This is a genomic window from Bradyrhizobium sp. NBAIM08 (assembly GCF_020193935.1).
Lineage (GTDB): Bacteria > Pseudomonadota > Alphaproteobacteria > Rhizobiales > Xanthobacteraceae > Bradyrhizobium > Bradyrhizobium yuanmingense.
Genome location: NZ_JADYVR010000009.1, coordinates 107,900 through 133,948, shown reverse-complemented (window position 1 = coordinate 133,948; position 26,049 = coordinate 107,900). Strand labels below are relative to the sequence as shown.

The following is a 26,049-nucleotide window of genomic DNA, read 5'->3' as shown; positions in this document are numbered from 1 at the left end:
GCCGTCCCTGTCACCCGCGCGCGTTCGGTCGAAGCGCTTTTGATTAGAGATTGATATGGCGCGAGACCAGATCGACATGACGCCGCTGCAATCACGCGACGAGCTCGTCGCGTGGTTCGAGGCAGGCTGCAAGGACCCGTCCGAGTTCCGCATGGGCACCGAGCACGAGAAAACGCCGTTCACGCTCGACGACCATCGTCCGGTGCCTTACGAGGGCGCGCGCGGCATCGGCGCGCTGCTCGAAGGCATGAAGCTCCTGCTCGGCTGGGAGCCGATCATGGAGCAGGGCAACATCATCGGCCTCTACGACGTCACCGGCGGCGGCGCCATCTCGCTCGAGCCCGGCGGACAGTTCGAGCTGTCCGGCGCGCCGGTCGAGAACGTGCACCAGACCCAGAGCGAGCTGATGGCGCACTTGGCGCAGGTGCGCGAGATCGCAACCCCGCTCGGCATCGGCTTCCTCGGCCTCGGCATGACGCCGTCCTGGTCGCGCGCCGATATCCCGGTGATGCCCAAGGGCCGCTACAAGATCATGACCAATTACATGCCGAAGGTCGGCCAATACGGCCTCGACATGATGTACCGGACCTGCACGGTGCAGACCAATCTCGACTTCTCCTCCGAAGCCGACATGGTCAAGAAGCTGCGCGTCTCGCTCGCGCTTCAGCCGGTCGCAACTGCACTGTTCGCTAATTCACCGTTCACCGAGGGCAGGCCGAACGGCTTCCTCTCGTTCCGGTCCGAGATCTGGCGCGACACCGACAATGCGCGCGCGGGCATGATGCCGTGGGCGTTCGAGGACGGCATGGGGTTCGAGCGCTATGTCGATTATGCGCTGGACGTGCCCATGTATTTCGTGAAGCGCGGCGAGGAATACATTGACGTCTCGGGCTCCTCGTTCCGCGCCTTCTTCGACGGCCGCAACAACAACCTTCCCGGCGAGCGTCCGACCTTGTCGGACTGGGCCAACCACCTCTCGACGATCTTCCCGGAAGTGCGGCTCAAGCGCTATCTCGAGATGCGCGGCTCGGATGGTGGCCCGTGGGGCCGCTTGCCGGCGCTGCCGGCGTTCTGGGTCGGGCTGCTCTACGACGATGCCTCGCTCGATGCCGCCTGGGAGATCGTCAAGCACTGGAGCGCGCATGAACGCCAGGCCCTGCGCGACGACGTGCCGCGCATGGGCTTCAAGGCGCGGATCAAAGACCGCTATCTGTTCGAGATCGCCAAGGAATGCCTCGTTCTTGCTCATGCCGGCCTGCGCCGGCGCGGCCGGATCGATCAACTCGGCCGCGACGAAACCCGGCATCTCGAGCCGCTCGATCGCATCGTCGATTCCGGCCGGACGCCGGCCGAGGAGATGCTGGATAAATTCAACGGACCCTGGAAGGGCTCGGTGGAACCGGCCTACGCAGAATACGCGTTCTAGACTCTGCAGCCGGGCACCCAGGATTCAGCCGTTCATCGCCCATACAGGTTTGCGGCGATCAAATGACCGGCTGAAAAACCTGAGCGTCGTCAATAATTCGAAAGCTGTTCCGATGTGGAAGGGCCGCCTGTCCGGGGCCATCATGGCCAGCGCCGCGGCATGTGTCACGCTGCTTTCGCTTGCGTTTGCGAGCGCGCCGGCGCTTGCCCAGACGGCGTTCGACCGGCCCGGCGGCGACTATTTCAGTACGCCCGTCACCTCCGGCGATCCCGAGGATTGCGCGCTGCTGTGCGAGCGCGATCGCCGTTGCCGCTCCTGGAGCTTCAACTATCCCGATGTCGAAGGCGGCTCGGCCGTGTGCTGGCTGAAGAACACCGTGCCGGCCCGCGTGCCGGGTAGCTGCTGTATCTCCGGGGTGCGCGGCGCCGGCGTGATCGAGCCGCGCGTCGAAGGCGTTGAGACGTCGATCGACCGTCCCGGCGGCGACTTGCGCAATTTCGAGCTCAAGGACGGCGAAAGCGTCGAGGCCTGCAAGGCCGCCTGCACCGCCGACAACAAATGCCGCGCCTTCACCTATGCCCGCCCCGGCTACACCGGGCGCGAGGCGCGCTGCTTCCTGAAGAAGGAAATCAAGCCGCCGCGAAGGAAGGCGGGGTTCACGTCGGGCGTGGTGCGGTAGCATCCATACTCGTGCCCCGGACGCCATCAGCGCGTTTACGCGCGTCTTCGACGCGCTATGGCGGCGCTTCTTCAGCGCCGCACTGCAGAGACGGGACACGGGAGGCACCTCACTCCGCCGCGATCACCGTGATCTCCGGCCACAGCGCTTTCCAGCGCTTAGCCTTCGCTTCGTAGTTCGCCGCGGAAAAATTGGGTCCTGGATTTGGCCGCGCGATCAGTGCCGCAATGTCGTCAAACCCGCGCGGTGCGTAGACTTCGTGGCCATCGCTTGCGCGCCTGACGCCGACCTGCGTGTTCTGCGTGAGGAAGCGGTCGATGCCTTCCCTCGAGCTTCTCAGCGGCGGATACGGCAGGCCGTGCTTGGCCGGGTACCACATGTGCACGCGGGCCTGGTTGCGGACCTCGATCTTGGCGCCGAGATGCGCGAGGCGCGCATGGAGGGTGCGGATCACCGCGTCCTCGGCCTCCCACGATGTGTCGGCGCCGAAATAGAACACGTCGTAATCGGCGATGCCGTGGTCGATCGGGCGCCCCGTGAGCACGTTCCATACCGTCTGCACCAGGCATCCCGACACCAGCCATGCATCCGGTAATGCAAGTCGATGCAGCTCGTCGGCGATCGCGGCGTTGACCGGATTGCGTAAGGCGAGCGCGAGGAATTCGTCCTTGCTCACCTGCGACCGGTCAGTGCACGGCGGTGAAGAACCGCGACAGCCTGAATCCGGACAGCCAGGTCCATACCGGCTGGCTGCGCATGCCGAGGTCCCAGGAGCCGACCACGGCGTCCGCACGGCCGATCAGATTGTCGATCGGCAGCAGGCCGACGCCGCCGGAGCGCAGCGGCACGCGGCTGTCGGCGGAATTGTCGCGGTTGTCGCCGAGCACGAACAGATGCCCGGTCGGGACCGTCACCTCGGGCGTGTTGTCGAGCGGACCGCTGTCGCGCATCTTGAAGATCAGATGCGAGACGCCGTTCGGCAGCGTCTCGACATAGCGATAGGCGGGCTCGCTGCCGCCGCTGTCGTTCTCGGCGGCGCCGACGCCGTCCGGCTTCAGCTCGGCCGGACGGTCGTTGATGAAGAGCTGGCCCTGCCGCATCTGGATGCGGTCGCCGGGCAGGCCCACGACGCGCTTGACCCAGGCCTGCGAACGATCGCCGGGCCAGCGGAAGACGACGACGTCGCCGAGCTTCGGCGTCTCCGCGAACACGCGGCCGCTTTCCGGCAGGCTGATCTGGATCGGCAGCGACGAGGTGCCGTAGCCATAGGGGAATTTCGAGGCGAGCAGCGCATCACCGATCAGGAGCGTCGGCTCCATCGAGCCCGAAGGCACGTAGAACGGCTCGGCGAGCGCGCCCTTGGCGATGAAGACCGCGGCGACGATGCCGGCGAGCTGAGCGATCTGTCCGCCCCAGCCGCTGCTTTTGCGCTTGGGGCTGACCGTGACCTTGTCTTCAACGCTCATGCGCCGGTTCCACCCACGGTGATGCGTTCCATCAGCAGCGACGGCTGGCCGACGCCGACAGGCACGCCCTGGCCGTTCTTGCCGCAGGTGCCGATGCCGGTGTCGAGCGCGAGGTCGTTGCCGATCATGCGGATGCGATGCAGGTCGGTCGGTCCGTTGCCGATCAGCATGGCGCCTTTCAGGGGCGCCCCGATCTTGCCGTTCTCGATCTTGTAGGCCTCGGTGCACTGGAACACGTATTTGCCCGAGGTGATGTCGACCTGTCCGCCGCCGAAATTCGCGGCGAACACGCCGTTCTTCACCGAGGCGATGATCTCGGCCGGATCGCGGTCGCCGGCGAGCATGTAGGTGTTGGTCATGCGCGGCATCGGCACATGGGCATAACCCTGGCGACGGCCGTTGCCGGTCGGCTTCATGTTCATCAGCCGTGCGTTCTGGCGGTCCTGCATGTAGCCGACCAGGATGCCGTCCTCGATCAGCACGGTGCGATTGGTCGGCGTGCCCTCGTCGTCGATCGACAGCGAGCCGCGGCGCGAGGCGATGGTGCCGTCGTCGACCACGGTGACGCCCTTGGCCGCGACCTGCTGGCCCATCAGGCCCGCAAAAGCAGATGTCTTCTTGCGATTGAAGTCGCCCTCGAGGCCGTGGCCGACCGCTTCATGCAGCATCACGCCGGGCCAGCCGGCGCCGAGCACGACGTCCATCTCGCCGGCGGGCGCCGGAATCGACTCCAGATTGACCAGCGCCTCGCGCAGCGCGCCGTCGGCGGCCTCGCGCCAATTCCTGCTCTCGATGAACTCGGCATAGCCGGCGCGGCCGCCATAGCCCTTGCTGCCGCTCTCCTGGCGGTCGCCCTGGCCGGCGACGACGGAGATGTTGACGCGCACCAGCGGACGGATGTCGCGATAGCTCTCACCGTCGGGCCGCAGGATCTCGACGACCTGCCAGGTCGCGCCGAGACTCACGCTGACCTGCCGCACCCGCGGATCCTTGTCGCGCAGGTAAGCGTCGATCTCAGCGAGCAGCTTGACCTTGGTCTCGAAGCCCGGCGCATCCAGCGGATTGTCGTCGCCATAGAGGCGGACATTGGTATGCGGGGGCGGCGCCGAGAAGCTGCCGGAATAGCCGCCGCGCACGGCAGCAACCGCGTCCGCCGCGCGAATCAGCGCCGGCAGCGACACGTCGGAGGAATGCGCATAGCCGACCGCATCATCCTTGACGGCGCGCAAGCCAAAACCCTGCGAGGTGTCGTAGGTCGCCTGCTTGAGCCGCCCATTGTCGAACATGAGAGCTTCGGTCTGGCTGTATTCCAGGAACAGCTCGCCGTCGTCAGCGCCGGAAAGCCCGCGCGCGACCTCGCTGCGAACCTGGTCGCGGTCGAGATTGGCACGGTCGAGCAGGGAGGTCGTGGCAGGATTGGTCATGCGTCCGTCCATTAGCCGGGGATGTGGGGCAAGATAATGGTTTCGGACCAGTTCCGCGAGAGCGCGAAGCCTCACATTACGGAAACAAAAGGATTGCCAAGGTTAGCCGCTGCTACGGCAGCTTGTCATAGCCCTCGCCGAGCCCGTTCAGGCTGAGCGGGAAGCCGATGCCTTCTTCCGGGGTCTCGAAGATGATGAAGGTCGCGGTCTTGGCGCTGCGGAGCTGGCCGAGCAGCTTGTCCTCCAGGACGACCTCGGCGACGCAGCCGTTGGGCAGGCAGCGGACGAAGCCGGCGCGGCCGACGTCCTGGTTGTCGAGCTTGAGCCCGAGGCCGGAGGGCAACAGGACCCCGAGCGGAGCGACCACGCGCATCAGCCGGCTCTTCTGGTCGGCGGTCTTGAGCACGATCACGGTCAGGCCGGCATTGGAGCGGTCTTCCGCCACCACGCTCTGGATCAGGGCGCATTGCTCGGTCTGGGCGCCCGGCGGGGTGTCGCAGCGGATCTGCCAGTCGCCATGGACGGAGCGCACCGCGCCCTGCGCATGGGCGAGCCCCGGCAGCGCCAGCAGGACCATCGCAGCCACGAGGCCGGCGAGCGCCGGGAGGCCGTTCGCCGGCCTTGCCATCGATCTCGAAAGCCCCATCGGGTCGGTCCCTCTGCTCGCCTGGGTTGCTCGCGCTTGGCGGACTGATCTGGCGGACTGATACGGAATGACGGCGTCTTGAAGGCGATTCCCAAGCAAATTCCGCGCCGCCCACACCGCCATTGCCCGCACGAATCAGGCTGCCGCGTGGCAGTCTTCCAGTGCCTACCGCGGGCAATTCCGCTGTCAAGCCGCAGCGTCCCGGGAAACGGTATTTTTGTCTGATCTTGCTGGGAAATATCTTGCCGGTGATGGCTGGCAGGCGGGGCTCAAGACTGCATTGCGATAGATCAAGAATTATGGTTTGAGAGGCTTGATTTCGCGTTCTAGCGATCTGGCCCCAATTCCTCTTAGAGGTATTCTTGCGTGGCGGTTTGTCGGACTGGCGGGTCGAATAAGCGTTTCCCGCAAGCAGGGGAATGCACGTGGGGTGATCTCGGAAGGGGAGCGCGAACGACATGAGGATGTCGATGGGTCGGGTGGGCCGGCAATTGCTGGGATTGGCCACCATCGCCTTGGTGGCGACTGGAGTCACGCTGGCGACGGGTGGTGCGGCCTTGGCCGAGCTCGGGCAGCCGGCGCCGTGGGAGTGGACGCTTCAGCAGTCCGGTTCCCCGGTGATGGACAACATCGTCTGGTTCCATAACTTCCTCTTCGTGCTGATCACTCTGATCACGCTGTTCGTCCTGGCGCTGCTCGTGATCGTGGTCGTCAAGTTCAACGCGAAGGCCAATCCGGTGCCGTCGCGGACCACCCACAACACGCTGATCGAGGTGGCTTGGACGCTCGTCCCGGTGCTGATCCTGGTCGGCATTTCGGTGCCGTCGTTCCGGCTGCTGTTCCTGGAGCTCGACATTCCGAAAGCGGACCTGACCGTGAAGGCGACCGGCAAGCAGTGGTACTGGTCCTATGCCTATCCGGATAACGGCAAGTTCGAATTCGATTCGCTGATGGCGCAGGACAAGCAGCCCCGTCTGCTCGGCGTCGACAACGAGATGGTGGTGCCGGTCAACAAGGTGATTCGCGTCCAGACCACGGGTGCGGACGTCATCCATGCGTTCGCGCTGCCGGCTTTCGGCGTCAAGATCGACGCCATTCCCGGCCGTCTGAACGAGACCTGGTTCAAGGCTACCAAGACCGGCATGTACTACGGTCAGTGCTCGGAACTGTGCGGCAAGGATCACGCCTTCATGCCGATTGCGATCCGCGTGGTGAGCGACCAGGAGTTCGCCTCCTGGGTCGAGACGGCGAAGAAGAAATTTGCGAGCGGCGGCACCAGCACCTACGCCTCCGCGGCCGGCCCGACGCAGTAAGCGCCGGGGGCGGCCTGAGGGACTGAAAGCGATAAGGGTGGGACCTCCAAAGGTCCGAATGGGACGCAAGGCAGGATTTGAAAATGGCAACGAGCGCAGCGGCACACGGCGATCACGCGCATCATGACGAGCATGCCCATCCGACCGGATGGCGGCGCTACGTCTATTCGACCAATCACAAGGACATCGGCACGATGTACCTGATCTTCGCGGTCGTCGCCGGCATCATCGGTGCGGCGATGTCGATCGCGATCCGGGCCGAGTTGATGTATCCGGGCGTGCAGGTCTTCCACGAGGCCCATACCTACAACGTGTTCGTGACCTCGCATGGCCTGATCATGATCTTCTTCATGGTCATGCCCGCGATGATCGGCGGCTTCGGCAACTGGTTCGTGCCGCTGATGATCGGCGCGCCAGACATGGCGTTCCCGCGCATGAACAACATCTCGTTCTGGCTGCTGCCGGCATCGTTCGCGCTGCTTTTGATGTCGACCTTCGTCGAGGGCGAGCCGGGCTCCAACGGCGTCGGGGCGGGTTGGACCATCTACGCGCCGCTGTCGACCTCGGGCCATCCCGGCCCGGCGGTCGACTTCGCGATCCTGTCGCTGCACCTCGCCGGTGCCTCCTCGATCCTGGGCGCGATCAACTTCATCACCACCATCTTCAACATGCGCGCGCCGGGCATGACCCTGCACAAGATGCCGCTGTTCGTGTGGTCGATCCTGGTGACGGTGTTCCTGCTGCTGTTGTCGCTGCCGGTGCTCGCCGGTGCGATCACCATGCTGCTCACCGACCGCAATTTCGGCACGACGTTCTTCGCCCCCGACGGCGGCGGCGACCCCGTGCTGTTCCAGCATCTGTTCTGGTTCTTCGGTCACCCCGAGGTCTACATCCTGATCCTGCCCGGCTTCGGCATGATCAGCCAGATCGTCTCGACCTTCTCGCGCAAGCCCGTGTTCGGCTATCTCGGCATGGCCTATGCCATGGTCGCGATCGGCGGCATCGGCTTCGTGGTGTGGGCGCACCACATGTACACGGTCGGCATGTCCTCGGCGACGCAGGCCTATTTCGTCGCCGCCACGATGGTCATCGCGGTTCCGACCGGCGTGAAGATCTTCTCCTGGATCGCCACGATGTGGGGCGGCTCGATCGAATTCCGCGCGCCGATGATCTGGGCGGTGGGCTTCATCTTCCTGTTCACGGTCGGCGGCGTCACCGGCGTCGTGCTGGCGAACGCGGGTGTCGATCGGGTGCTCCAGGAGACGTACTACGTCGTCGCCCACTTCCACTACGTGCTGTCGCTCGGCGCGGTATTCGCGATCTTCGCCGGCTGGTACTACTGGTTCCCGAAGATGTCGGGCTACATGTACAATGAGGGCCTTGCCAAGCTGCACTTCTGGGTCACCTTCGTCGGCGTCAACCTGGTGTTCTTCCCGCAGCACTTCCTCGGCCTGTCCGGCATGCCGCGCCGCTACATCGACTATCCCGATGCGTTCGCGGGCTGGAACCTGGTCTCGTCGGTCGGCTCATACATCTCCGGCTTCGGCGTGCTGATCTTCCTCTACTGCGTGCTGGACGCCTTCATGAAGAGGGTGCCGGCAGGCGACAATCCTTGGGGTGCCGGCGCGACCACGCTGGAGTGGACGCTGTCCTCGCCGCCGCCCTTCCACCAGTTCGAAGTGCTGCCCCGCGTGCAGTAACCAATCCCCCGCGGCGCCCGTGACGGGCGCCGCGGCGCTGTAACGAAGCGAGTAGATCTAAGTGTCCGTCCTCGACCACAACGCCATCGACATCAATCCCCACATCTCCGAAGCGGAGGTTGGCGATTATCTCGCATTGCTCAAGCCGCGGGTGATGTCGTTGGTGATCTTCACTGCGCTGGTCGGGATGGCGATGGCCCCGGGGCATTTCCACCCGGTGCTGGCGATCACCTCGCTGCTCTGCATCGCCGTCGGCGCCGGTGCCTCCGGGGCGCTCAACATGGCGCTCGAAGGCGACATCGACGCCAAGATGTCGCGCACGGCGAACCGGCCGATCCCGCGCGGCCGCATCACCCGCCCCGAGGCGATGGCGTTCGGCATGACGCTCGCCTTCTTCTCGGTGATGACGCTCGGCATCCTCGTCAACTGGATCGCGGGTGCGCTGCTCGCCTTCACCATCTTCTTCTACGTTGTGATCTACACGATGTGGCTGAAGCGCTGGACCGCGCAGAACATCGTGATCGGCGGCGCCGCCGGTGCGCTGCCGCCGGTGGTGGCCTGGGCCTCGGTGACGGGCACGGTCGATGTCGAGCCGCTGCTGCTGTTCGCCATCATCTTCTTCTGGACCCCGCCGCATTTCTGGGCGCTGGCGCTGTTCCGCTCCGACGACTACGCGCGCGCCGGCATTCCGATGCTGCCGAACGTCGCCGGTCCCGACGCCACGCGTCTGCAGATCCTGCTCTACACCATCGTGCTGATCGCGGTCGCCGCCGCGCCCTGGGCGCTCGGCTATTTCGATGCCGTCTACGGCGTGGTCTCGCTGATTCTCGGTGCCGGCATGCTGGTGCTCGCCATCAACGTCTATCTGCGCCGCGAGCGCAGCCAGTCGCTGCGCGCGACCCGCAAGCTGTTTGCCTTCTCGATCCTGTACCTGTTCGCGCTGTTTGCGACCCTGCTGGCCGAGGTCGTGTACCGGGCGCTTGCTCCGATGGTTGGGGGCGCATGATCACCGCGATGGCCGACAAACCCGAGCCGGAAGGAATCGTCCTCACCGAGGCGCAGCGGAAGAGCCGTCGTCAGCGCTCCATCGCCATCGCTTTGGCGCTCGGCGTGCTCGTGGTGCTGTTCTTCGCCGTCACTATGGTCAAGGGGCCGGCCGTGCTCGTGCGGCCGATGTAGGAAACATGGATCACGAGCCCACCATATCGCAGGACGTCAGCGCCAAGCCGGGCCATCGCAACCCGGGCAAGGGCCGCGGGCTGGGGCGCGATGTGGTGGTCGCGTCCATCTGCGGCGGCGTGGTCGCGCTGATGGTCGGCGCCTCCTACGCGGCGGTGCCGTTCTACAATTGGTTCTGCCGCGCCACCGGCTTCAACGGCACGACGCAAGTGGCGACCTCTGCGCCGGCCACGGGCCCGATCGCGCGGAAGATCTCGGTGCGGTTCGATTCCAACGTCGCGCCCGGCCTGCCCTGGAAGTTCGAGCCGGAGCAGAGCGAGATCGAGGTCAATATCGGCCAGGTTGTGACGGTCTTCTACACCGTGACCAACCAGGCGGCGCGCGCCACTGCGGGCCAGGCCGCCTATAACGTCGCGCCCCTGACGGTCGGCGCCTATTTCCAGAAGATCAACTGCTTCTGCTTCACCGAGCAGACCATGGCACCCGGTGAGAAGCGCGAGATGCCGGTCGTGTTCTACGTCGACCCGTCGATCGCCGCCGACCACGAGAACGACGGGCTGAGCACGATCACGCTGTCCTACACGTTCTATCCGGTGCGCGATCCCGTGGTGAAACCGCTGGCATCGGGCGAAGCCGACAAGCGCAAGGGAAATCTTTGACCGCAGGGCTCACGCGCAGGCGGTTGGACGCAAGGGGATAAGTGCCGGACAGGCACGGGATTGAGGAGAGAGACGGAAATGGCCACGGCGCACACCAAGCATCACGACTATCACCTGGTCGATCCCTCTCCCTGGCCGGCGGTCGGCTCGCTCTCGGCCTTCATCATGGCAGTCGGCGCGGTCGCCTGGATGCACCACATGTTCTCGGCAGCGCCGATCGTATTCGGCGTCGGCACCGTGGGCGTGCTCTACACCATGGCGAGCTGGTGGGCCGACGTGATCAAGGAGGCCCAGTACAAGGGCGATCACACCCGGGTCGTGCAGCTGCATCACCGCTACGGCATGATCCTGTTCATCGCCTCCGAGGTGATGTTCTTCGTCGCCTGGTTCTGGGCTTATTTCAACGCGGCGCTGTTTCCGGCCGACGCCGTCCACGCCACCCGCGATGCGGTGTTCGGTTGCGGCCTCGGCACGCAGCCCGGCGCCTGCGCGGTCCCGGGCACCTGGCCGCCGAAGGGCATCGAGACCTTCGATCCCTGGCATCTGCCGCTGCTGAACACGCTGATCCTGCTCACGTCAGGTACCACCGTGACCTGGGCGCACCATGCGCTGCTCGAGAACGACCGCCAGGGCCTGAAGTATGGCCTGATCCTCACCGTCGTGCTCGGCGCGCTCTTCACCTGCGTGCAGGCCTATGAGTACGCCCACGCGGCGTTCTCCTTCGGCGGCAACGTCTATGGCGCGACGTTCTTCATGGCGACCGGATTCCACGGCTTCCATGTGCTGGTCGGCACCATCTTCCTGCTGGTGTGCCTGTTCCGCGCCTATGCCGGCCACTTCACGCCGAAGCAGCATCTCGGCTTCGAGTTCGCGGCCTGGTACTGGCACTTCGTCGACGTGGTCTGGCTGTTCCTGTTCCTCTGCATCTACGTCTGGGGACGCGGCGCCGAGACCATGGCCAGCGCCGCGCACTGAGCCCGATCGAACCGATCAGGAAGGGCGGCCGCAGGGCCGCCCTTTCGCTTTCCGGCCGCCGGAAGTTTCGTCGGAAACTGTGATAGAGTCCGCCATCATGAACGACAGTGCCGGCACACCCCCGTCCGAAACCACCGTCCTGCAAAGCGCGCTGCGTGGGCTTGCCTGCAAATGCCCGCGCTGCGGCCAAGGCAAGCTTTATGCGGGCTTTCTGACGCTCGCGCCCGCATGCGACCGTTGCGGGCTCGACTATGCCTTCATCGATACCGGCGACGGCCCGGCGATCTTCATCATCATGCTGGCCGGCGGCATCGTCGTCGCGTGCGCCCTCATCGTCGAAGTCAAATACCAGCCGCCATATTGGCTGCATGCGGTGCTCTGGCTGCCGCTCATCCTCGCCACCACGCTGTTGCCGCTGCGCTCGATGAAGTCGTTGCTGATCGCGCTGCAATTCCACCACAAGGCGGCGCCGGGCCGGTTGGTCGATCGCGCGAAATGAATGAGCCTGCGTCGCGCAAGGCCCCCGTGGCCGGCTTCGCGCTGTTCACGCTGTTCCTCACGGCTGTGTTCGTGGCGCTCGGTGTCTGGCAGCTGCAGCGCCGCACCGCCAAGCACGAGTTGATTGCGGCGCTCACCGAGCGGCTTGCGGCCGCGCCGGTTGCGCTGCCGCCGTCCGCGCAATGGGTCGCGCTCAATCCCGCCCGCGACGAATTCCGCCGCGTCAGCTTCACCGCGACCTACGCAGCCCTCCCCGATGCAATGGTCTATTCCTCCGGCTCGGCGGTGCGCAAGGACGCCTCCGGCCCTGGCACCTGGGCGTTCCTGCCGGCGCGGCTTCCCGGCGGCGAGATGGTCGTGATCGACGCGGGTTTCGTCGAGAACACGATGCAGGACCGCGGCGTCGAGGATCGCGCGGTGAACAAGCTTATCACGGGCCAACCGGTTGAGCTCACCGGCTATCTGCGCTTTCCCGAGGCGCCAAGCTGGCTGACTCCGGCGGAGAATCGCGGCAAGCGGCTCTGGTTCGTGCGCGATCATCTGGCAATCGCAAGCGTGCTGGGCTGGGGCACGGTTGCGCCGTTCTATATCGATCTCGAACGGCCCGCGCCGGCGAATGGCATCCCGCGTCCGGGACCGCTCCAGGTGAATCTCAAGGACGACCATCTGCAATATGCAATCACCTGGTTCACGCTTGCAGGCGCCGTGCTCATCGCCTTCGGCGTGTGGGCAAGAGGCCGGCGGCAGAGCTGAGCTCATTGGCAGGTCCATCGAGGGAACCCGGTATCGCCCGGGGTTTATTATTCAGCGCATATTCACGAGGGTGGTTCTAAGCCGCCAATATTGTCCGCGGCAGATTGGGTGCGGCGTGAGTGATTTCGACCAGATGGGAATTATCGTCGACTGGGTGGATGCCTGCCGTAAGGGCGACCTCACAGCCCTGCTCGACCTCTATGCCGACGACGCGCAGCTCGAATGCACCTGCGACGGCGCGCGGCGCTTTCGTGGCCGGAGCGAGATCGAGGCCTATTGGCAGCCGCGGCTCAGCGCCTTCTCCTCGGCGGGGTTCGGACTGGAAGAGATCAATCCCGCGCCCCACGGCGTCCACCTCGAATATTCCGTCGCCGGCGCGCTGCGCATTCAGGCCTCGTTCCGCTTCAGCCCGGATGGCAAGATCCGCAGCACGCTGTGCGAACCGGCGCGACAGAATGCGCATGATGGTTGCGCCTGCTGAATTAGCCTGGTGACGGAACGTCCCGCATCGTCTCCGCCGGAAGGCGGCAGCGCACGTAGGTTCGGTCATCCACGCGCAACAGCGATAGCGATCCGCTGAGCGCGCGCACGCGCTCATGCATGCCGGTCAGGCCCCGGCCGAAGACGTTGTCCGCAGGGAAACCGCCGCCATCGTCGGAGATCTCGACGACGAGCGTCTTGCCGGCAACCGTCGCCTGCACATGTGCGTTGCCCGCGTTGGCATGTCGCAGCACGTTGGTCAGTGCCTCCTGGATCACTCGATAGATGGTCTGCGCCAGCGGTCCGCCGATTGCGCTGAGATCGCGATCGATCGCGTCCGTCAGCACGATATGAGGTGCCTGCTTGCGAAAATTCCGGAGCAGCGTTTGCACGCTCCTCGAAAGGCCGAGCTCCTCGATATAGAGCGGCCGCAGCCGGTCGAGGATGCGGCGGTTGGTCTGCTGCAGGGCCTCGACCGATTGCAGCAGGTCCTGTGCCGAATTGCCGAGATGTCCCGTTGGCTCGGAGGCATCGGTCAGCGCGATCGTGCCGGCGCGGATGCTGAAGAGGAGGGGCCCGAGCTCGTCGTGCAGTTCGCGGGCGAGATCGCGCCGCTCGTCATCCTGCAGCGACACCAGGCGGTGCATCAGATCGCGATTGTCCTGGCTGAGTTGCGCCAGTGTCGCTGCCAGCGCATTGGCTTCCTCGCAGCTCTGCCGGATCTCCGGCGGTCCTCCGACCGGGATCGGCCTTGCGTAGTCGCCGCGCCGAATCCGCGTAAGACCGTCGCCGAGATGTTGCAGGGGGCGCAGGGCCGAACCGGCGAAGACATAGGCAACGGTGCCGGTGAGCACCATCAGGACAGCGACCAGGCTGGTCAGCGCAAGGAAGCCGATCCACTTCTCGAACAAGTCGGCCGATATGTCCGGGAAGAACACGATATCGCCGACATGTCTGCCGTCTATGACGATCGGAAACGCCGCTTCCATCTCTGGTATGGTGATGAGGTTGACGAACCATTGCGGAACCTTCTTCAGGTTGCGCAAGTCTTTCGGAGAAGGCGGGGGACCTCCGTCCATGCGGCGGAATTGAATATCCGTGGAGGCGTCCAAGGACTGAACAAATGCATCGAGGGTCTTTTGCGGATTGTCCGATGCGCGCAGGGTGCTGTTGAGCGCGGCGGCGATGGTCTGGATCGAGCGTCGAGCCGGCTCGTGTTCATCAGCTACCTGACCTGGTGCAAATATCTGCAGTAATATGCCGCCCAGGATCAGGGCTGCGAGAAGGCTCGCGCCGAGCGGGAGAAACAATTGCGTTCGGAACGAAAGTCGTCGCCACATTAGGTCAATTCTAACGCGTATCGGCCGGATTTGCTCTTTCCATTTATTCCCGGCGGGCTATGAGTCGAAAAACAAGAGAGTGCGCGATGCAAGATACCGCCAAGCTGGCGACGAGGGTCCTGATCGTCGACGACCATCCCGTGGTGCTGTCCGGCTGCCGCACCCTGTTCGCATCCGACCATTCAATCCGCATTGACGAGGCGAGTGATGCCAAATCCGGGCATCGCGCCTATGTCAGCAAGCGGCCCGACGTCACCGTGATCGACATCAGCCTGCCCGACGTCTCCGGGTTCGAGCTGATGCGGCGCATCCGCAAGGACGACCCCGACGCCAAGATCATCATGTTCAGCATGAACGACGATCCGGCGTTCGTCGTGCGGGCCGTCGAGCTCGGGGCGCAGGGCTATGTCTCCAAAGGCGACGATCCCAGGATCCTGCTCAAAGCGGTGCGCAAGGTGGTCGCGGGTGACAATTTCATCTCGCCGCAGCTTGCGGAAGCCGTGACGTTTTCCGGCGCGGCGATCAAGGCCAACCCCGCGTCACAGATGACGCCGCGGGAGCTCGAAATTCTTCGCTTGCTCGGACGCGGCGATAAGATCGTCGAGGTCGCCGAGGCGCTCGGCATCTCCTACAAGACGGTCGCCAACACCACGTCCCTGCTCAAGCAGAAGCTTGGCGCCAAGAACCATTCCGACCTGATCCGGATCGCAGTGGAAATCGGAATGAACTGACTTTCGCCATCGACCGAACCGACTGCTCCGGGATGCAGCGGTTCGGCCGACGGATCGACGCCGCCGTTGGCCGGGCAATGCATTGGACAACGGGCTGACACCCATCCGCCGACACAATGGGCCGAGGCTGTATTCGTTCCCGCGACTGATTCGGGAAAAAGCGGAGTTCAGGGTCAGGATCACGGCCGGGACTTGGCTGCAACTGCCAAAAGCGAACCAGAGCCGGATCGGGAAGAATAGGAACATTTTCGATACGCGCGGGGTTTTCGACTTGACGATTTCGTGACAGGCGACGAAAGCTTGCCGGAACAGTTTTGAGGGTTCGGCGACCCCGACGAGGCAACTGGTCTGCACACAACGACAGGCCTTCCAAGAGAAGGGCTGCGGCAATGCCGCAGCCCTTTTTCATTGGGCGAGGGGGTACGCCGGAAGCGGTTTCCCGATGCCGCAAAACACTCTATGGTGGTTCAAAGCCACCGGCTGTTGACAAGTAATTACGTAAAATCAAAGGCTTAAGGGTCGAGCTCCGGCCCGGCCGCCTTTGGAGGGCAGTTTGACTCGCTATATCTCGACCCGGGGCGAAGCCCCCGAACTCGGCTTTTGTGACGTGATGCTGACCGGGCTTGCCCGCGACGGCGGCCTGTATGTGCCGGCGGTGTGGCCACAGTTTCCGAGCGAGACGATCGCCGGCTTCTTCGGCCGCCCCTATTGGGAGGTCGCGGTCGACGTGATTCGTCCCTTCGCCGGTGGCGAGATTTCCGACGCCGAGCTCGGGCGGATGGCGAACGAGGCCTATGCCACCTTCCGCCATCCTGCGGTGGTGCCGCTGCGCCAGATGTCCCCGCACCAGTTCGTGCTGGAGCTGTTCCACGGTCCGACGCTCGCCTTCAAGGACGTAGCGATGCAGCTGATCTCGCGGCTGATGGACCATGTGCTCGAAAAGCGCGGCCAGCGCACCACCATCGTGGTCGCGACGTCAGGCGATACCGGCGGCGCCGCGGTCGAAGCCTTTGCGGGCCTCGAGAACGTCGATCTCGTCGTGCTGTTTCCGCACGGCCGCATCTCCGAGGTGCAGCGGCGGATGATGACCACGACGGGCGCGGCCAACGTCCATGCGCTCGCCATCGAAGGCACCTTCGACGACTGCCAGGCGCTCGTGAAGGGGATGTTCAACAACCATCGCTTCCGCGATGCGACCTCGCTCTCCGGCGTCAATTCCATCAACTGGGCGCGCATCGTCGCGCAGGTGGTCTACTATTTCACCTCTGCCGTCGCGGTCGGTGCTCCGGCGCGCGCGGTCGATTTCGTCGTTCCGACGGGCAATTTCGGCGACATCTTCGCCGGCTACGTCGCCAAGCGCATGGGGCTGCCGGTGCGCACCCTGCGCATCGCCGCCAACGTCAACGACATCCTGGCGCGCACGCTGAAGACCGGCATCTACGAGGTGCGTGAGGTGCACGCGACGGCATCGCCGTCGATGGACATCCAGATCTCCTCGAACTTCGAACGGCTGCTGTTCGAGGCCGGCCGGCGCGATGGCGCCGGCGTGCGTCGCCTGATGGAACAGCTGAAGCAGTCCGGCCGCTTCGTGCTACCCGATGCGACACTCGCCGCGATCCGCGAGGAGTTCGATGCCGGGCGCGCTGACGAGACCGAGACTGCGGCTGCGATCCGCGCCGCCTGGCGCGAAGCAGGCGAGCTGGTCGATCCTCATACCGCCGTGGCGCTCGCCGTCGCGGACCGCGACACCACCGATACGAAGGTGCCGAGCATCGTGCTCTCCACCGCCCATCCGGCCAAGTTCCCCGACGCCGTCGAGGCGGCTTGCGGCCAGCGGCCGCAACTGCCGGCCTGGCTCGACGGCCTGATGACCAAATCCGAACACATGAGGGTGATGAAGAACGATCAGGTCGAGCTCGAGCGGTTCGTGCTGTCCGCCAGCCGCGCCGCAAAGCAGGGAGTTGCCGGATGAGCGTCGAGATGTCCAAGCTTGCCTCCGGCCTCACCGTCGTCACCGACGAGATGCCCCACCTCGAGACGGCGGCGCTCGGCGTCTGGGCCGGCGTCGGCGGACGCGACGAGAAGCCGAACGAGCACGGCATCTCGCATCTGTTGGAACACATGGCGTTCAAGGGCACGACCAGGCGCTCCTCGCGCGAGATCGTCGAGGAGATCGAGGCGGTCGGCGGCGACCTCAATGCCGGCACCTCGACCGAGACCACGTCCTATTACGCGCGGGTGCTAAAGGCCGACGTGCCGCTCGCGCTCGACGTGCTCGCCGACATCCTTGCCAATCCCGCCTTCGAGCCCGACGAGCTGGAGCGCGAGAAGAACGTCATTGTGCAGGAGATCGGTGCCGCGCAGGACACGCCCGACGACGTCGTGTTCGAGCATCTGAACGAGCTCTGCTATCCCGACCAGCCGATGGGCCGTTCGCTGCTCGGCACCGCCAAGATGCTGCGCGCCTTCAACCGCGACATGCTGCGTGGCTATCTGTCGACGCATTATCGCGGGCCCGACATGGTGGTGGCCGCGGCCGGGGCGGTCGACCACGGTCAGGTCGTCGCCGAGGTCGAAAAGCGTTTTGCGAGCTTCGAGGGGACGCCCGGGCCGAAGCCGCAGGCCGCTCGGTTCGGCCAGGGCGGCGCCAAGGTGGTGCATCGCGAGCTCGAGCAGGCGCATCTGACGCTGGCGCTCGAGGGGGTGCCGCAGACCGATCCTTCGCTGTTCTCGCTGCAGGTCTTCACCAATGTCCTTGGCGGCGGAATGTCGTCGCGCCTGTTCCAGGAGGTGCGCGAGAAGCGCGGCCTCTGCTACTCCATCTACACCTTCCACGCCCCCTACACCGATACCGGCTTTTTCGGCCTCTATACCGGCACCGATCCCGCCGATGCGCCGGAGATGATGGAGGTCGTGGTCGACATCATGAACGAATCGGTGGAGACGCTGACTGAGGCCGAGATCGCCCGAGCCAAGGCACAGATGAAGGCGGGGTTGCTGATGGCGCTGGAGAGCTGCTCCTCCCGCGCCGAGCAGCTCGCCCGGCATGTGCTGGCCTACGGGCGGCCGCAGACAGTGCAGGAACTGGTTGCCCGGATCGACGCCGTCAGCATCGAATCGACGCGGGACGCGGCCCGTGCGCTCCTGTCGCGCAGCCGGCCTGCGGTCGTCGCATTGGGCAGCGGCAGGGGTCTGGACACGGCGGTGTCTTTTGCGGAAGGATTGACACGGGCGCGCGCCAAGGCGCGGCTGCATTAGGAGCCGCGCGCGGGCCTCGCCCCGGGAAGCATCACATGGCCCTCTTTCGCCTGCCATCCAGTGGACCCGCCGCCCTGGCGCCGCGCGGCAACGGGCTGCTCCTGCGCGCGCCGCAAATGTCCGACTTCCTGCAATGGGCTCATTTGCGCGAGACCAGCCGCGACTATCTGACGCCTTGGGAGCCGATCTGGCCGTCCGACGATCTCACCCGCTCCGGCTTCCGCCGCCGCCTGCGCCGCTATGCCGAGGACATTGCCGCGGACCGCTCCTATCCCTTTCTGATCTTCCGCGAGCTCGACGGTGCCCTGGTCGGCGGCATCACGCTCGCCAATGTCCGGCGCGGCATCGTGCAGGCCGGCACCATCGGCTATTGGGTCGGCCAGCCTTATGCCCATCGCGGCTACATGACGGCCGCACTCCGGGTGCTGCTGCCGACGCTGTTCGGCGAGCTCAATCTGCACCGGGTCGAGGCCGCCTGCATCCCGACCAATGCACCGTCGATCCGGGTGCTGGAGAAGTGCGGCTTCTCGCGCGAGGGCCTGGCGCGCCGCTATCTCTGCATCAACGGGGTCTGGCAGGATCACCTGCTGTTCGGCCTGCTGCACGAGGACTTCCGCGGCTGAGCAGCCTGATGGATGCGGCCAAATCCCTTCTTGCCGCCTTGGGTTCGCCGATATTGGCGATATAACCCGGCCGGAACATTGTCATGGAGTACGGGTGTTGATGGTGCAGGAGCTTCGGTCATCGCGGACGAGGTTGCGGCGGGGCGCAGCGGTCGTGCTGGCATTATCGGTCGGGCTCGCCTCCGTCTCGCCGGTGGCGGCACAGTCGTTGACCGACCGCTTCAAGAGCCTGTTCGGCGGCAAGTCCGACGAGCCGGCGGAGCCGAAGCCGGCGCCTGCGCCCGGGCAGCCGGCCGAAGACGACCTCGATTGCCCGCAGGTCACGGTGCGCGCGGGCGCCTCGACCTACGCGGTCGGCGCCAGCGGCAAGCCGGCGGTCGGCAATGACATCCGCTTCCAGGCCTCGATCACCAAGATGGCGCGCGAATGCTTGCGCAGCAGTGCCGGCATCACCGCCCGGATCGGCATCCAGGGCCGCGTCATCGCCGGCCCCGCCGGGGCGCCTGCCTCCGTCGAGGTGCCGCTGCGCATCGCCGTCGTGCAGGGCGGCGTCGGCGAGAAGGTGATCGCCTCGAAGGCCTACCGGACCACGGTGGCGATGTCGGAAGGCGGCAGCGTGCCCTTCACCTTCGTCGCCGAGGATCTGGCCTATCCGGTGCCGGCGCCCGCGGTCGCCGATACCTACATCTTCTATGTCGGCTTCGACCCGCAGGCGCTCTCGCCGGAGCCGAGAGGGAAGAAGAAGAAGTAGGGGAGATCTTGCGGCAATGTCAGCTGTCATTGCCCGCGAAGGCGGGCAATCCAGTATTCCAGAGGCCGCGGTGCTTGAACTGAGAAGCCTCGGCGCAATGGATCACCCGCCCCAGTGCGCAAGTGCGCACAAGGTGGGTGATGATACCGCACTTGTGGATGCTGTTACCCGACAGACAAAAAAGCCGGCGCTCGTCGCGCCGGCTTTTTGATTGGGTAAGGCAAATCCCTCAGTTCAGCTTCTGCCTGACTTCGTTGATGCCCTTGGCGAGCAGGTCGTCGGCGATCTGGCCCTTGACCGACTGCGACAGGATCGTGGAGGCAGCCTGCACGGCGGCTTCCGCGGCGGCTGCCCGGACGTCCGCAAGAGCCTGAGCCTCGGCGAGTGCGATCTTGCCCTCGGCGGTTTTGGTGCGGCGGGTGACGAAATCTTCCAATTTCGCCTTGGCCTCTGCTGCGATGCGCTCCGCTTCGGCGTTCGCGTTGGCGATGATGTCGGCGGCCTCGCGCTCGGCACCGGCAGTGCGCGCCTTGTAGTCGGCGAGCACCTTGGTGGCCTCCTGCTTGAGGCGCGCCGCCTCGTCCAGCTCGGCCTTGATACGAGCGGCGCGATGATCGAGCGCCGACATCGCCGTCTTGAACACCCCCACATAGGCGAAGATCACCATCAGGATCACGAAGGCGACGGCGACCCAAAACTCAGGTGTGAAGAACATCGAGACTAACCCTTCAAGGTCGCGTCAACGGCGGCATTGACCGACACTGCATCCGGAACGACGCCCGTGAGCTGCTGAACGATGGTGCCGGCTGCATCGGCCGCGATGCCGCGGACGTTGCTCATGGCGGTTGCGCGGGTCGAGGCAATGGTCTTCTCCGCCTCGGCGAGCTTGGCGGACAGTTGCTCTTCCAGCGCCTTGCGTTCGGCTTCCGCCTGCGCATTCGCCTTCTCGCGGGATTCGTTGCCGATCGCCTGTGCACGTGCGCGCGCCGACGCGAGCTCGCCTTCATAGGCCTTGAGCGCCGCCTCGGACTGGTCCTTCAGCTTCTGCGCTTCGGCGAGATCGCCCTCGATCTTGTTCTGACGCGCCTCGATCGCACCCCCGACACGCGGCAGCGCGAACCGGGAGACGATCAGATACAGCGCGACGAAGGCGATCGCGAGCGACACCAGTTGCGAAGCAAAGGTGCTGCTCTCGAAAGGCGGAAAGCCACCGCCGTGGTGACCGCCATCGGCCTCCGTGTGAGCGCCGGTACCTTTGGCGCCGCCATGACTTTCAGCCATGGAGTTCTCCTGTTGCTGTCAGACGCGCCGCCTCCCACCTGGAAGCGGCGCGAAACGCGTTCAGAGCGGGACGAACAGCAGCAGCAGAGCGATCAGCAGCGAGAAGATGCCGAGCGCTTCGGTCACGGCGAAGCCGAAGATCAGGTTGCCGAACTGACCCTGAGCAGCTGCCGGGTTGCGCATGGCTGCGGACAGATAATTGCCGAAGATGAAGGCCACGCCGATGCCGGCGCCGCCCATGCCGATGCACGCGATGCCCGCGCCGAGAAACTTAGCTGCTTGCGGATCCATTTTTGACTCCTTGGAAGAAAGACAGGTGTGGGTGGAAAAGCACCCGGATCACTCAGTGTCCAGGGTGAATGGCGTCGTTGAGGTAGATACAGGTCAAGATCGCAAACACATAGGCTTGCAGGAACGCGACCAGCAGTTCGAGCGCGGTGAGCGCGACGGCGAGCGCCAGCGGCATGACACCGCCGATCCAGCCGACCACGCCAAGAGACGCGCCGAGCATGGCAACGAAACCGGCGAACACCTTCAGCGCGATGTGGCCCGCGAGCATGTTCGCGAACAGTCGAACGCTGTGCGAGACCGGCCGCAGGAAGAACGACAGCACCTCGATCGCCATGACCAGCGGCAGGATGTAGCCGGGAACGCCCGAGGGCACGAACACTTTCAGGAACTTCAGGCCGTTCTTGTAGAGGCCGTAGATCAGGACCGTGAAGAACACCAGCAGCGCCAGCGCCGCAGTGACGATGAGATGGCTCGTCACGGTGAACGTGTACGGAACGATGCCTACGAGGTTCGAGACGCAGATGAACATGAACAGCGAGAAGATCAGCGGGAAGAACCGCATGCCATCCGCTCCGGCAGTGCTGCGGATCATGCTGGCCACGAACTCATAGGAGAGCTCGGCCACCGACTGCAGACGCCCCGGAACCAGCTGCTTGCCGCTGGTGAGCAGAAGCAGCGCAATGATCCCCACCGCGACGAACATGTAGAGAGAGGCATTGGTGAAGGCGATCGTGTGATCGCCGATACGGCCGATCGTGAAGAGCGGTTCGACGTTGAACTGATGGATCGGGTCGATTTTCATCCGCGCGGCATCTCTCGTCTGCTGGACAAGCCGACCAGTGAAGATTGGTCGGCCGGCTGTGCCGGCGAGCGGCACGACAGTTAACCCGGCTAGGCCAATTACGAACCACCGCGCCTGTTCGGACCCGCGCCTGCCGTTCTCACCACATTCACCACGCCGGCGATGAAGCCCAGCAGCAGGAACGCGATGAATCCGAAAGGCGACGTCGACAGCAAGTGGTCGAACCCCCAGCCAATCCCCGCTCCGACAGCGACGCCGGCGATCAACTCCGAGGATAGTCGGAAACCAAGCGCCATCGCCGAGGCTCTGGCCGCTTTGTCTCCATCGTCACCTGCGGGTTGCTCGGTCTTGGCTCGGCGGTCGCGAAATTCGGACAACCGCTGATCAAGATTTCCGAGCCGATCGGAAAGCGCGGCTTCCTCGGGCGATCTATCGCGATCTCCATCCTCGCCGTGTCCCGTGCCCTGTGTCATGCAACGAAGACCCGAAACGCTGCGGCTGAATGGAAATTGCGCCCGTCACCCTCAAAAGCCGCGCGGACCATACTGATGGCCTATAATCAAGTCAAGCCAAGTCACGATTGCGTCCCTTCCGATTATGTATTTGATTTACGTGATGATATTGACGCGCACAGCAGCGCTGCACACAGCGTGACGCCGCACCGCAGCAGGTCTGCTTGCGAACGGCGGACGCAGCCGTGCTTTCGCCGCGCTCGCGGGATCAAAGAAGCCGCCGCGTTCGTTGATTTCGGGGCGGCTTTTTGGCGGCGGGTTGCCGGCTGAGGGTGTAGAATTGCAACCGCAGCCGCAGCAGTGCCGGGGCGGAGACAATGATGAGACCTGCGACGTCATCCACGACATCATGGCTCGCGGCGGCGGCCGCGGTGATGGTAGTCAGCGGCGGCCTCGCGGCCGCGCAATCTACGCCCGACGGCGAAAATGGCCGCTACAGCATGACGCCCATCCCCGAGGGCGTGCTGCGGCTCGACACGCGCACCGGCACGGTGTCGACCTGCACCAGGAACGGCGCCGGTTGGGCCTGCTACGCGGTGCCCGACGAGCGGACCGCACTCGACGCCGAGATCGGCAGGCTCCAGGCCGAGGTCGAGCGGCTGAAGGCACAGCTCGCGGCGGGGCCAACGGTATCGGGCAAGATCGACGAGGCGCTGCCGAAATCCGATCCACTCAGGAAGCCCGAGCCCAAGGTCGCCGAGGGCGAGCGCAAGATCGAGATCCCGCTGCCGAGCGAGCAGGACGTCGACCGCATGATGTCGTTCCTGGAAAAGGCCTGGCGGCGGCTGATCGACATGGCCAACCGCGTGCAGAAAGACGTGTCGGGGAAGATCTGATGCGGGCCCCTCCATGACCTCAGCCAGATCCGTCACCCGCTCCGCACCATCGTCCGTACAGGCCACGACCGTCACATCGGCACTGCTCACCGTGCAGACGCCTGGCCGCGGCTTCACTGATCTGACCAGCGAGGCCGCGAGATTCATCGCCGAGGCGCACGCGGGTGAGGGCGCGTTGACGCTGTTCATCCGCCACACCTCGGCCTCGCTGACGATCCAGGAGAACGCCGATCCCTCCGTGCTGGACGATCTTACGACCGCGCTGTCACGGCTCGCGCCGGAGAACGCGGGGTGGACCCATGATACCGAGGGGCCGGACGACATGCCGGCCCATATCAAGACCATGCTGACGCAGACTTCGCTTCAGGTCCCGGTCCTGAGCGGCAAGCTCGCGCTCGGCACCTGGCAGGCGATCTACCTGATCGAGCATCGCAGCCGCCCGCACCGCCGTGAGATCGTGCTGCAATTCATCGGCAGCGATCGATAACCACACAAAGCAAAACCGGCCGCGGAGACCGCGGCCGGTTGGTGTCGTCGATTGCTGCTGCGATCAGGTCGCCTTGATGTCGACGTCCTTGGTTTCCGGCAGGAACAGGAAGCCGATCACCACGGTAATCGAGGCGAAGATGATCGGGTACCACAGACCGGCATAGATGTCGCCTGTCGAGGCCACGATGGCGAAGGCGGTGGCAGGCAGGAGGCCGCCGAACCAGCCGTTGCCGATGTGGTAGGGCAGCGACATCGAGGTGTAGCGGATGCGGGTTGGGAACAATTCGACCAGCATCGCCGCGATCGGGCCGTACACCATGGTCACGAACAGGACCAGGACGAACAGCAGGCCGATGATCGCCGCCGGCTGCGGACGGAAGACGTCGAACGGATGCGACATCTTCACGATGCCGGTGTCACCCGCCTTGGGATAGCCGGCCGCCTGCACCGCGGCGAGAACCGCCGGGTTGCTGTCCTTGGCGTTGGCGTAGGGCACGTCCTTGCCGTTGACCACGACCTTCACGCCCGAGCCGGCCGGACCCGAAGTCGTCGTGTACCTGACCGACGATTGCGACAGGTAGGCGCGTGCGGTGTCGCAAGGCGCGGTGAACACGCGGGTGCCGACCGGGTTGAACAGATCGCCGCAGCCGGCGGGATCGGCCACCACCTCGACCTTGACCGACTCGATGGCCTTTTCCAGCGCCGGGTTGGCGTTGGACGTGATCATCTTGAAGATCGGGAAGAAGGTCAGCGCCGCGATCAGACAGCCGCCGAGGATGATCGGCTTGCGGCCGATCTTGTCGGACAACATGCCGAACACGATGAAGAACCCGGTGCCGAGCAGCAGCGACCATGCAATCAGCAGGTTGGCGGTATAGCCGTCGACCTTCAGGATCGATTGCAGGAAGAACAGCGCGTAGAACTGGCCGGTGTACCAGACCACGCCCTGGCCCATCACACCACCGAGCAAAGCGAGCAGCACGAGCTTGCCGTTCTGCCAGTTGCCGAAGGCCTCCGTCAGCGGCGCCTTCGAACCCTTCCCCTCTTCCTTCATCTTCTGGAAGATCGGCGATTCGTTCAGGCGAAGCCGGATCCAGACCGAGATGCCGAGCAGCAGCACCGAGACCAGGAACGGAATGCGCCAGCCCCACGCTGCGAAATCGGCCTCGCCGAGCGCGGTGCGGGTGAACAGAATCACCAGCAGCGACAGGAACAGGCCGAGGGTTGCCGTGGTCTGGATGAAGGAGGTGTAGAAGCCGCGCTTGCCGTTCGGCGCATGCTCCGCGACGTAGGTCGCCGCACCGCCATATTCGCCGCCGAGCGCCAGACCCTGGGCGAGGCGCAGCACGATCAGGATGATCGGGGCCGCGATGCCGATGGTCGCCGCGTTGGGCAACAGGCCGACGATGAAGGTCGACAGACCCATGATCAGGATGGTGACAAGGAAAGTGTATTTGCGGCCGACGATGTCGCCGACGCGGCCGAACACGATCGCGCCGAACGGACGCACCAGGAAGCCCGCGGCAAACGCCAGCAGCGCGAAGATATCGCGGGTTGCCGGGGGATAGGCCGAGAAGAACTGCGCGCCGATGATGCCGGCCAGCGAGCCGTAGAGATAGAAGTCGTACCACTCGAAGACGGTACCGAGCGAGGAGGCGAGAATGACGAACCGTTCGTCCTTCGTCATCCCCTGCGCGCTCGATTGAGACACAGCCATTGTCGACATGTTGGATCGCTCCCCAAAAATGCGTTTCCCTCGCGCCCCGGACGTCCGGACATGCCGGATCGCCCCAGGTCTTGGCCACAAGGTAACATCGGCGTGAAACCGGCCCCAATACGACTTTCGGCCCTGCGCACTGTCGCGCAGGTGACGTCGCGGTATCGGGGGCCGGCGCGCGGGCCATCAGGGCGGGGATTAACCCCTTTGCAGCAAAGGA

31 protein-coding genes are annotated in these 26,049 nt (G+C 64.9%); 20 read left to right on the top strand and 11 right to left on the bottom strand.

What is annotated here, in order from left to right:
* Positions 1–55: 55 nt before the first annotated feature.
* On the top strand, positions 56–1,426 hold the full coding sequence (locus tag I6F37_RS27625) for a glutamate--cysteine ligase (protein ID WP_225128512.1): 1,371 nt from the start codon (positions 56–58) through the stop codon (positions 1,424–1,426).
* Between the two features lie 112 nt (positions 1,427–1,538).
* Positions 1,539–2,105, top strand: a complete 567-nt coding sequence (locus I6F37_RS27620) for a PAN domain-containing protein (RefSeq protein WP_035996547.1) — start codon at positions 1,539–1,541, stop codon at positions 2,103–2,105.
* Positions 2,106–2,214: 109 nt separating this feature from the next.
* Here I6F37_RS27620 and I6F37_RS27615 read toward each other — a convergent pair whose 3' ends face one another.
* From I6F37_RS27615 to I6F37_RS27600, 4 genes are all read right to left on the bottom strand, one after another.
* Positions 2,215–2,781, bottom strand: coding sequence for a nucleotidyltransferase family protein (locus tag I6F37_RS27615; RefSeq protein WP_035996550.1), 567 nt, complete (start codon positions 2,779–2,781; stop codon positions 2,215–2,217).
* Between the two features lie 10 nt (positions 2,782–2,791).
* The gene (lepB, locus tag I6F37_RS27610; RefSeq protein ID WP_225128513.1) at positions 2,792–3,571 is read right to left on the bottom strand and encodes a signal peptidase I; all 780 of its coding nucleotides are present in this window, start codon (positions 3,569–3,571) and stop codon (positions 2,792–2,794) included.
* Positions 3,568–4,995: a metalloprotease TldD gene (gene tldD, locus I6F37_RS27605; protein ID WP_109145594.1), complete on the bottom strand. Its 1,428-nt coding sequence runs from the start codon at positions 4,993–4,995 to the stop codon at positions 3,568–3,570. Before tldD ends, lepB begins: the two co-directional genes overlap by 4 nt.
* 112 nt (positions 4,996–5,107) lie before the next feature.
* Entirely contained in the window at positions 5,108–5,641 is a 534-nt protein-coding gene (locus tag I6F37_RS27600; protein WP_035996576.1) for an invasion associated locus B family protein, read from the bottom strand.
* 458 nt (positions 5,642–6,099) lie between these two features.
* Between I6F37_RS27600 and coxB the strand changes: the two genes are divergently transcribed.
* The 9 genes from coxB (at position 6,100) to I6F37_RS27555 (ending at position 13,199) form a co-directional block, all read left to right on the top strand.
* Positions 6,100–6,954 (top strand): cytochrome c oxidase subunit II, encoded by an 855-nt coding sequence (gene coxB / locus I6F37_RS27595; RefSeq protein WP_035996579.1) that lies wholly within the window; start codon positions 6,100–6,102, stop codon positions 6,952–6,954.
* Between the two features lie 83 nt (positions 6,955–7,037).
* Positions 7,038–8,654 (top strand): cytochrome c oxidase subunit I, encoded by a 1,617-nt coding sequence (ctaD, locus tag I6F37_RS27590; RefSeq protein WP_035996582.1) that lies wholly within the window; start codon positions 7,038–7,040, stop codon positions 8,652–8,654.
* Between the two features lie 61 nt (positions 8,655–8,715).
* On the top strand, positions 8,716–9,660 hold the full coding sequence (locus tag I6F37_RS27585; protein WP_035996584.1) for a heme o synthase: 945 nt from the start codon (positions 8,716–8,718) through the stop codon (positions 9,658–9,660).
* Entirely contained in the window at positions 9,657–9,833 is a 177-nt protein-coding gene (locus tag I6F37_RS27580; protein WP_035996586.1) for a hypothetical protein, read from the top strand. Before I6F37_RS27585 ends, I6F37_RS27580 begins: the two co-directional genes overlap by 4 nt.
* A gap of 5 nt (positions 9,834–9,838) precedes the next feature.
* Positions 9,839–10,492 carry a cytochrome c oxidase assembly protein gene (locus I6F37_RS27575; protein ID WP_035996588.1) on the top strand — a complete coding sequence of 218 codons (654 nt, stop codon included), beginning with the start codon at positions 9,839–9,841 and terminating at the stop codon, positions 10,490–10,492.
* Between the two features lie 78 nt (positions 10,493–10,570).
* Positions 10,571–11,467 carry a cytochrome c oxidase subunit 3 gene (locus I6F37_RS27570; RefSeq protein WP_035996590.1) on the top strand — a complete coding sequence of 299 codons (897 nt, stop codon included), beginning with the start codon at positions 10,571–10,573 and terminating at the stop codon, positions 11,465–11,467.
* A gap of 97 nt (positions 11,468–11,564) precedes the next feature.
* Complete coding sequence (locus tag I6F37_RS27565) at positions 11,565–11,966, top strand: DUF983 domain-containing protein (RefSeq protein ID WP_035996593.1); 402 nt, start codon at positions 11,565–11,567, stop codon at positions 11,964–11,966.
* The gene (locus tag I6F37_RS27560; protein ID WP_035996596.1) at positions 11,963–12,718 is read left to right on the top strand and encodes an SURF1 family protein; all 756 of its coding nucleotides are present in this window, start codon (positions 11,963–11,965) and stop codon (positions 12,716–12,718) included. The genes I6F37_RS27565 and I6F37_RS27560 overlap by 4 nt, the downstream gene beginning before the upstream one ends.
* A 115-nt stretch (positions 12,719–12,833) precedes the next feature.
* Complete coding sequence (locus I6F37_RS27555) at positions 12,834–13,199, top strand: nuclear transport factor 2 family protein (RefSeq protein WP_035996598.1); 366 nt, start codon at positions 12,834–12,836, stop codon at positions 13,197–13,199.
* A gap of 1 nt (position 13,200) precedes the next feature.
* Here the strand turns inward: I6F37_RS27555 and I6F37_RS27550 are convergent, their stop codons facing one another.
* Complete coding sequence (locus I6F37_RS27550; RefSeq protein WP_225153219.1) at positions 13,201–14,538, bottom strand: histidine kinase; 1,338 nt, start codon at positions 14,536–14,538, stop codon at positions 13,201–13,203.
* 86 nt (positions 14,539–14,624) lie between these two features.
* On the opposite strand from I6F37_RS27550, the gene I6F37_RS27545 reads away from it, so the two are divergent.
* The 6 genes from I6F37_RS27545 (at position 14,625) to I6F37_RS27520 (ending at position 20,112) form a co-directional block, all read left to right on the top strand.
* Positions 14,625–15,269, top strand: coding sequence for a response regulator transcription factor (locus I6F37_RS27545; RefSeq protein ID WP_028178165.1), 645 nt, complete (start codon positions 14,625–14,627; stop codon positions 15,267–15,269).
* A 553-nt stretch (positions 15,270–15,822) separates the two neighbouring features.
* Positions 15,823–17,241 carry a threonine synthase gene (gene thrC / locus I6F37_RS27540; protein WP_035996607.1) on the top strand — a complete coding sequence of 473 codons (1,419 nt, stop codon included), beginning with the start codon at positions 15,823–15,825 and terminating at the stop codon, positions 17,239–17,241.
* Positions 17,238–18,527 (top strand): pitrilysin family protein, encoded by a 1,290-nt coding sequence (locus tag I6F37_RS27535; protein WP_035996609.1) that lies wholly within the window; start codon positions 17,238–17,240, stop codon positions 18,525–18,527. Before thrC ends, I6F37_RS27535 begins: the two co-directional genes overlap by 4 nt.
* A gap of 35 nt (positions 18,528–18,562) precedes the next feature.
* Positions 18,563–19,150 (top strand): GNAT family N-acetyltransferase, encoded by a 588-nt coding sequence (locus I6F37_RS27530; protein WP_035996611.1) that lies wholly within the window; start codon positions 18,563–18,565, stop codon positions 19,148–19,150.
* A 100-nt stretch (positions 19,151–19,250) separates the two neighbouring features.
* Positions 19,251–19,901, top strand: a complete 651-nt coding sequence (locus I6F37_RS27525) for a hypothetical protein (protein WP_035996613.1) — start codon at positions 19,251–19,253, stop codon at positions 19,899–19,901.
* A gap of 16 nt (positions 19,902–19,917) precedes the next feature.
* Positions 19,918–20,112 carry a hypothetical protein gene (locus I6F37_RS27520; protein ID WP_157783945.1) on the top strand — a complete coding sequence of 65 codons (195 nt, stop codon included), beginning with the start codon at positions 19,918–19,920 and terminating at the stop codon, positions 20,110–20,112.
* 18 nt (positions 20,113–20,130) lie between these two features.
* Here the strand turns inward: I6F37_RS27520 and I6F37_RS27515 are convergent, their stop codons facing one another.
* The 5 genes from I6F37_RS27515 to I6F37_RS27495 form a co-directional block, all read right to left on the bottom strand.
* Positions 20,131–20,616, bottom strand: a complete 486-nt coding sequence (locus I6F37_RS27515; protein ID WP_035996616.1) for an ATP F0F1 synthase subunit B — start codon at positions 20,614–20,616, stop codon at positions 20,131–20,133.
* A 5-nt stretch (positions 20,617–20,621) separates the two neighbouring features.
* Entirely contained in the window at positions 20,622–21,182 is a 561-nt protein-coding gene (locus tag I6F37_RS27510; protein WP_035996619.1) for a F0F1 ATP synthase subunit B, read from the bottom strand.
* A 60-nt stretch (positions 21,183–21,242) separates the two neighbouring features.
* Positions 21,243–21,473 carry a F0F1 ATP synthase subunit C gene (locus tag I6F37_RS27505; RefSeq protein WP_008541273.1) on the bottom strand — a complete coding sequence of 77 codons (231 nt, stop codon included), beginning with the start codon at positions 21,471–21,473 and terminating at the stop codon, positions 21,243–21,245.
* Between the two features lie 52 nt (positions 21,474–21,525).
* Positions 21,526–22,275, bottom strand: coding sequence for a F0F1 ATP synthase subunit A (locus I6F37_RS27500; protein WP_035996621.1), 750 nt, complete (start codon positions 22,273–22,275; stop codon positions 21,526–21,528).
* Positions 22,276–22,373: 98 nt separating this feature from the next.
* Entirely contained in the window at positions 22,374–22,748 is a 375-nt protein-coding gene (locus tag I6F37_RS27495) for an AtpZ/AtpI family protein (protein WP_035996624.1), read from the bottom strand.
* Positions 22,749–22,823: 75 nt separating this feature from the next.
* Between I6F37_RS27495 and I6F37_RS27490 the strand changes: the two genes are divergently transcribed.
* The 3 genes from I6F37_RS27490 to I6F37_RS27480 are packed head-to-tail and all read left to right on the top strand — an operon-like array spanning position 22,824 to position 24,110.
* The gene (locus I6F37_RS27490) at positions 22,824–23,057 is read left to right on the top strand and encodes a hypothetical protein (protein ID WP_225153217.1); all 234 of its coding nucleotides are present in this window, start codon (positions 22,824–22,826) and stop codon (positions 23,055–23,057) included.
* A gap of 50 nt (positions 23,058–23,107) precedes the next feature.
* The gene (locus tag I6F37_RS27485; RefSeq protein ID WP_036040226.1) at positions 23,108–23,623 is read left to right on the top strand and encodes a hypothetical protein; all 516 of its coding nucleotides are present in this window, start codon (positions 23,108–23,110) and stop codon (positions 23,621–23,623) included.
* 13 nt (positions 23,624–23,636) lie between these two features.
* Positions 23,637–24,110 (top strand): secondary thiamine-phosphate synthase enzyme YjbQ, encoded by a 474-nt coding sequence (locus tag I6F37_RS27480; protein WP_225153215.1) that lies wholly within the window; start codon positions 23,637–23,639, stop codon positions 24,108–24,110.
* 63 nt (positions 24,111–24,173) lie between these two features.
* Here I6F37_RS27480 and I6F37_RS27475 read toward each other — a convergent pair whose 3' ends face one another.
* Positions 24,174–25,799, bottom strand: coding sequence for an MFS transporter (locus I6F37_RS27475; protein ID WP_225153307.1), 1,626 nt, complete (start codon positions 25,797–25,799; stop codon positions 24,174–24,176).
* Positions 25,800–26,049 lie beyond the last annotated feature (250 nt).

Coding starts and splice junctions, on each gene's coding strand:
- I6F37_RS27625 (WP_225128512.1), top strand. CDS start 56: ATGGCGCGAGACCAGATCGACATGACGCCGCTGCAATCACGCGACGAG.
- I6F37_RS27620 (WP_035996547.1), top strand. CDS start 1,539: ATGTGGAAGGGCCGCCTGTCCGGGGCCATCATGGCCAGCGCCGCGGCA.
- lepB (WP_225128513.1), bottom strand. CDS start 3,571: ATGAGCGTTGAAGACAAGGTCACGGTCAGCCCCAAGCGCAAAAGCAGC.
- tldD (WP_109145594.1), bottom strand. CDS start 4,995: ATGACCAATCCTGCCACGACCTCCCTGCTCGACCGTGCCAATCTCGAC.
- I6F37_RS27600 (WP_035996576.1), bottom strand. CDS start 5,641: ATGGGGCTTTCGAGATCGATGGCAAGGCCGGCGAACGGCCTCCCGGCG.
- coxB (WP_035996579.1), top strand. CDS start 6,100: ATGAGGATGTCGATGGGTCGGGTGGGCCGGCAATTGCTGGGATTGGCC.
- ctaD (WP_035996582.1), top strand. CDS start 7,038: ATGGCAACGAGCGCAGCGGCACACGGCGATCACGCGCATCATGACGAG.
- I6F37_RS27580 (WP_035996586.1), top strand. CDS start 9,657: ATGATCACCGCGATGGCCGACAAACCCGAGCCGGAAGGAATCGTCCTC.
- I6F37_RS27575 (WP_035996588.1), top strand. CDS start 9,839: ATGGATCACGAGCCCACCATATCGCAGGACGTCAGCGCCAAGCCGGGC.
- I6F37_RS27570 (WP_035996590.1), top strand. CDS start 10,571: ATGGCCACGGCGCACACCAAGCATCACGACTATCACCTGGTCGATCCC.
- I6F37_RS27565 (WP_035996593.1), top strand. CDS start 11,565: ATGAACGACAGTGCCGGCACACCCCCGTCCGAAACCACCGTCCTGCAA.
- I6F37_RS27560 (WP_035996596.1), top strand. CDS start 11,963: ATGAATGAGCCTGCGTCGCGCAAGGCCCCCGTGGCCGGCTTCGCGCTG.
- I6F37_RS27550 (WP_225153219.1), bottom strand. CDS start 14,538: ATGTGGCGACGACTTTCGTTCCGAACGCAATTGTTTCTCCCGCTCGGC.
- I6F37_RS27545 (WP_028178165.1), top strand. CDS start 14,625: ATGCAAGATACCGCCAAGCTGGCGACGAGGGTCCTGATCGTCGACGAC.
- I6F37_RS27535 (WP_035996609.1), top strand. CDS start 17,238: ATGAGCGTCGAGATGTCCAAGCTTGCCTCCGGCCTCACCGTCGTCACC.
- I6F37_RS27530 (WP_035996611.1), top strand. CDS start 18,563: ATGGCCCTCTTTCGCCTGCCATCCAGTGGACCCGCCGCCCTGGCGCCG.
- I6F37_RS27525 (WP_035996613.1), top strand. CDS start 19,251: ATGGTGCAGGAGCTTCGGTCATCGCGGACGAGGTTGCGGCGGGGCGCA.
- I6F37_RS27520 (WP_157783945.1), top strand. CDS start 19,918: ATGTCAGCTGTCATTGCCCGCGAAGGCGGGCAATCCAGTATTCCAGAG.
- I6F37_RS27515 (WP_035996616.1), bottom strand. CDS start 20,616: ATGTTCTTCACACCTGAGTTTTGGGTCGCCGTCGCCTTCGTGATCCTG.
- I6F37_RS27510 (WP_035996619.1), bottom strand. CDS start 21,182: ATGGCTGAAAGTCATGGCGGCGCCAAAGGTACCGGCGCTCACACGGAG.
- I6F37_RS27505 (WP_008541273.1), bottom strand. CDS start 21,473: ATGGATCCGCAAGCAGCTAAGTTTCTCGGCGCGGGCATCGCGTGCATC.
- I6F37_RS27500 (WP_035996621.1), bottom strand. CDS start 22,275: ATGAAAATCGACCCGATCCATCAGTTCAACGTCGAACCGCTCTTCACG.
- I6F37_RS27495 (WP_035996624.1), bottom strand. CDS start 22,748: ATGACACAGGGCACGGGACACGGCGAGGATGGAGATCGCGATAGATCG.
- I6F37_RS27490 (WP_225153217.1), top strand. CDS start 22,824: ATGGCCTATAATCAAGTCAAGCCAAGTCACGATTGCGTCCCTTCCGAT.
- I6F37_RS27485 (WP_036040226.1), top strand. CDS start 23,108: ATGAGACCTGCGACGTCATCCACGACATCATGGCTCGCGGCGGCGGCC.
- I6F37_RS27480 (WP_225153215.1), top strand. CDS start 23,637: ATGACCTCAGCCAGATCCGTCACCCGCTCCGCACCATCGTCCGTACAG.
- I6F37_RS27475 (WP_225153307.1), bottom strand. CDS start 25,799: ATGACGAAGGACGAACGGTTCGTCATTCTCGCCTCCTCGCTCGGTACC.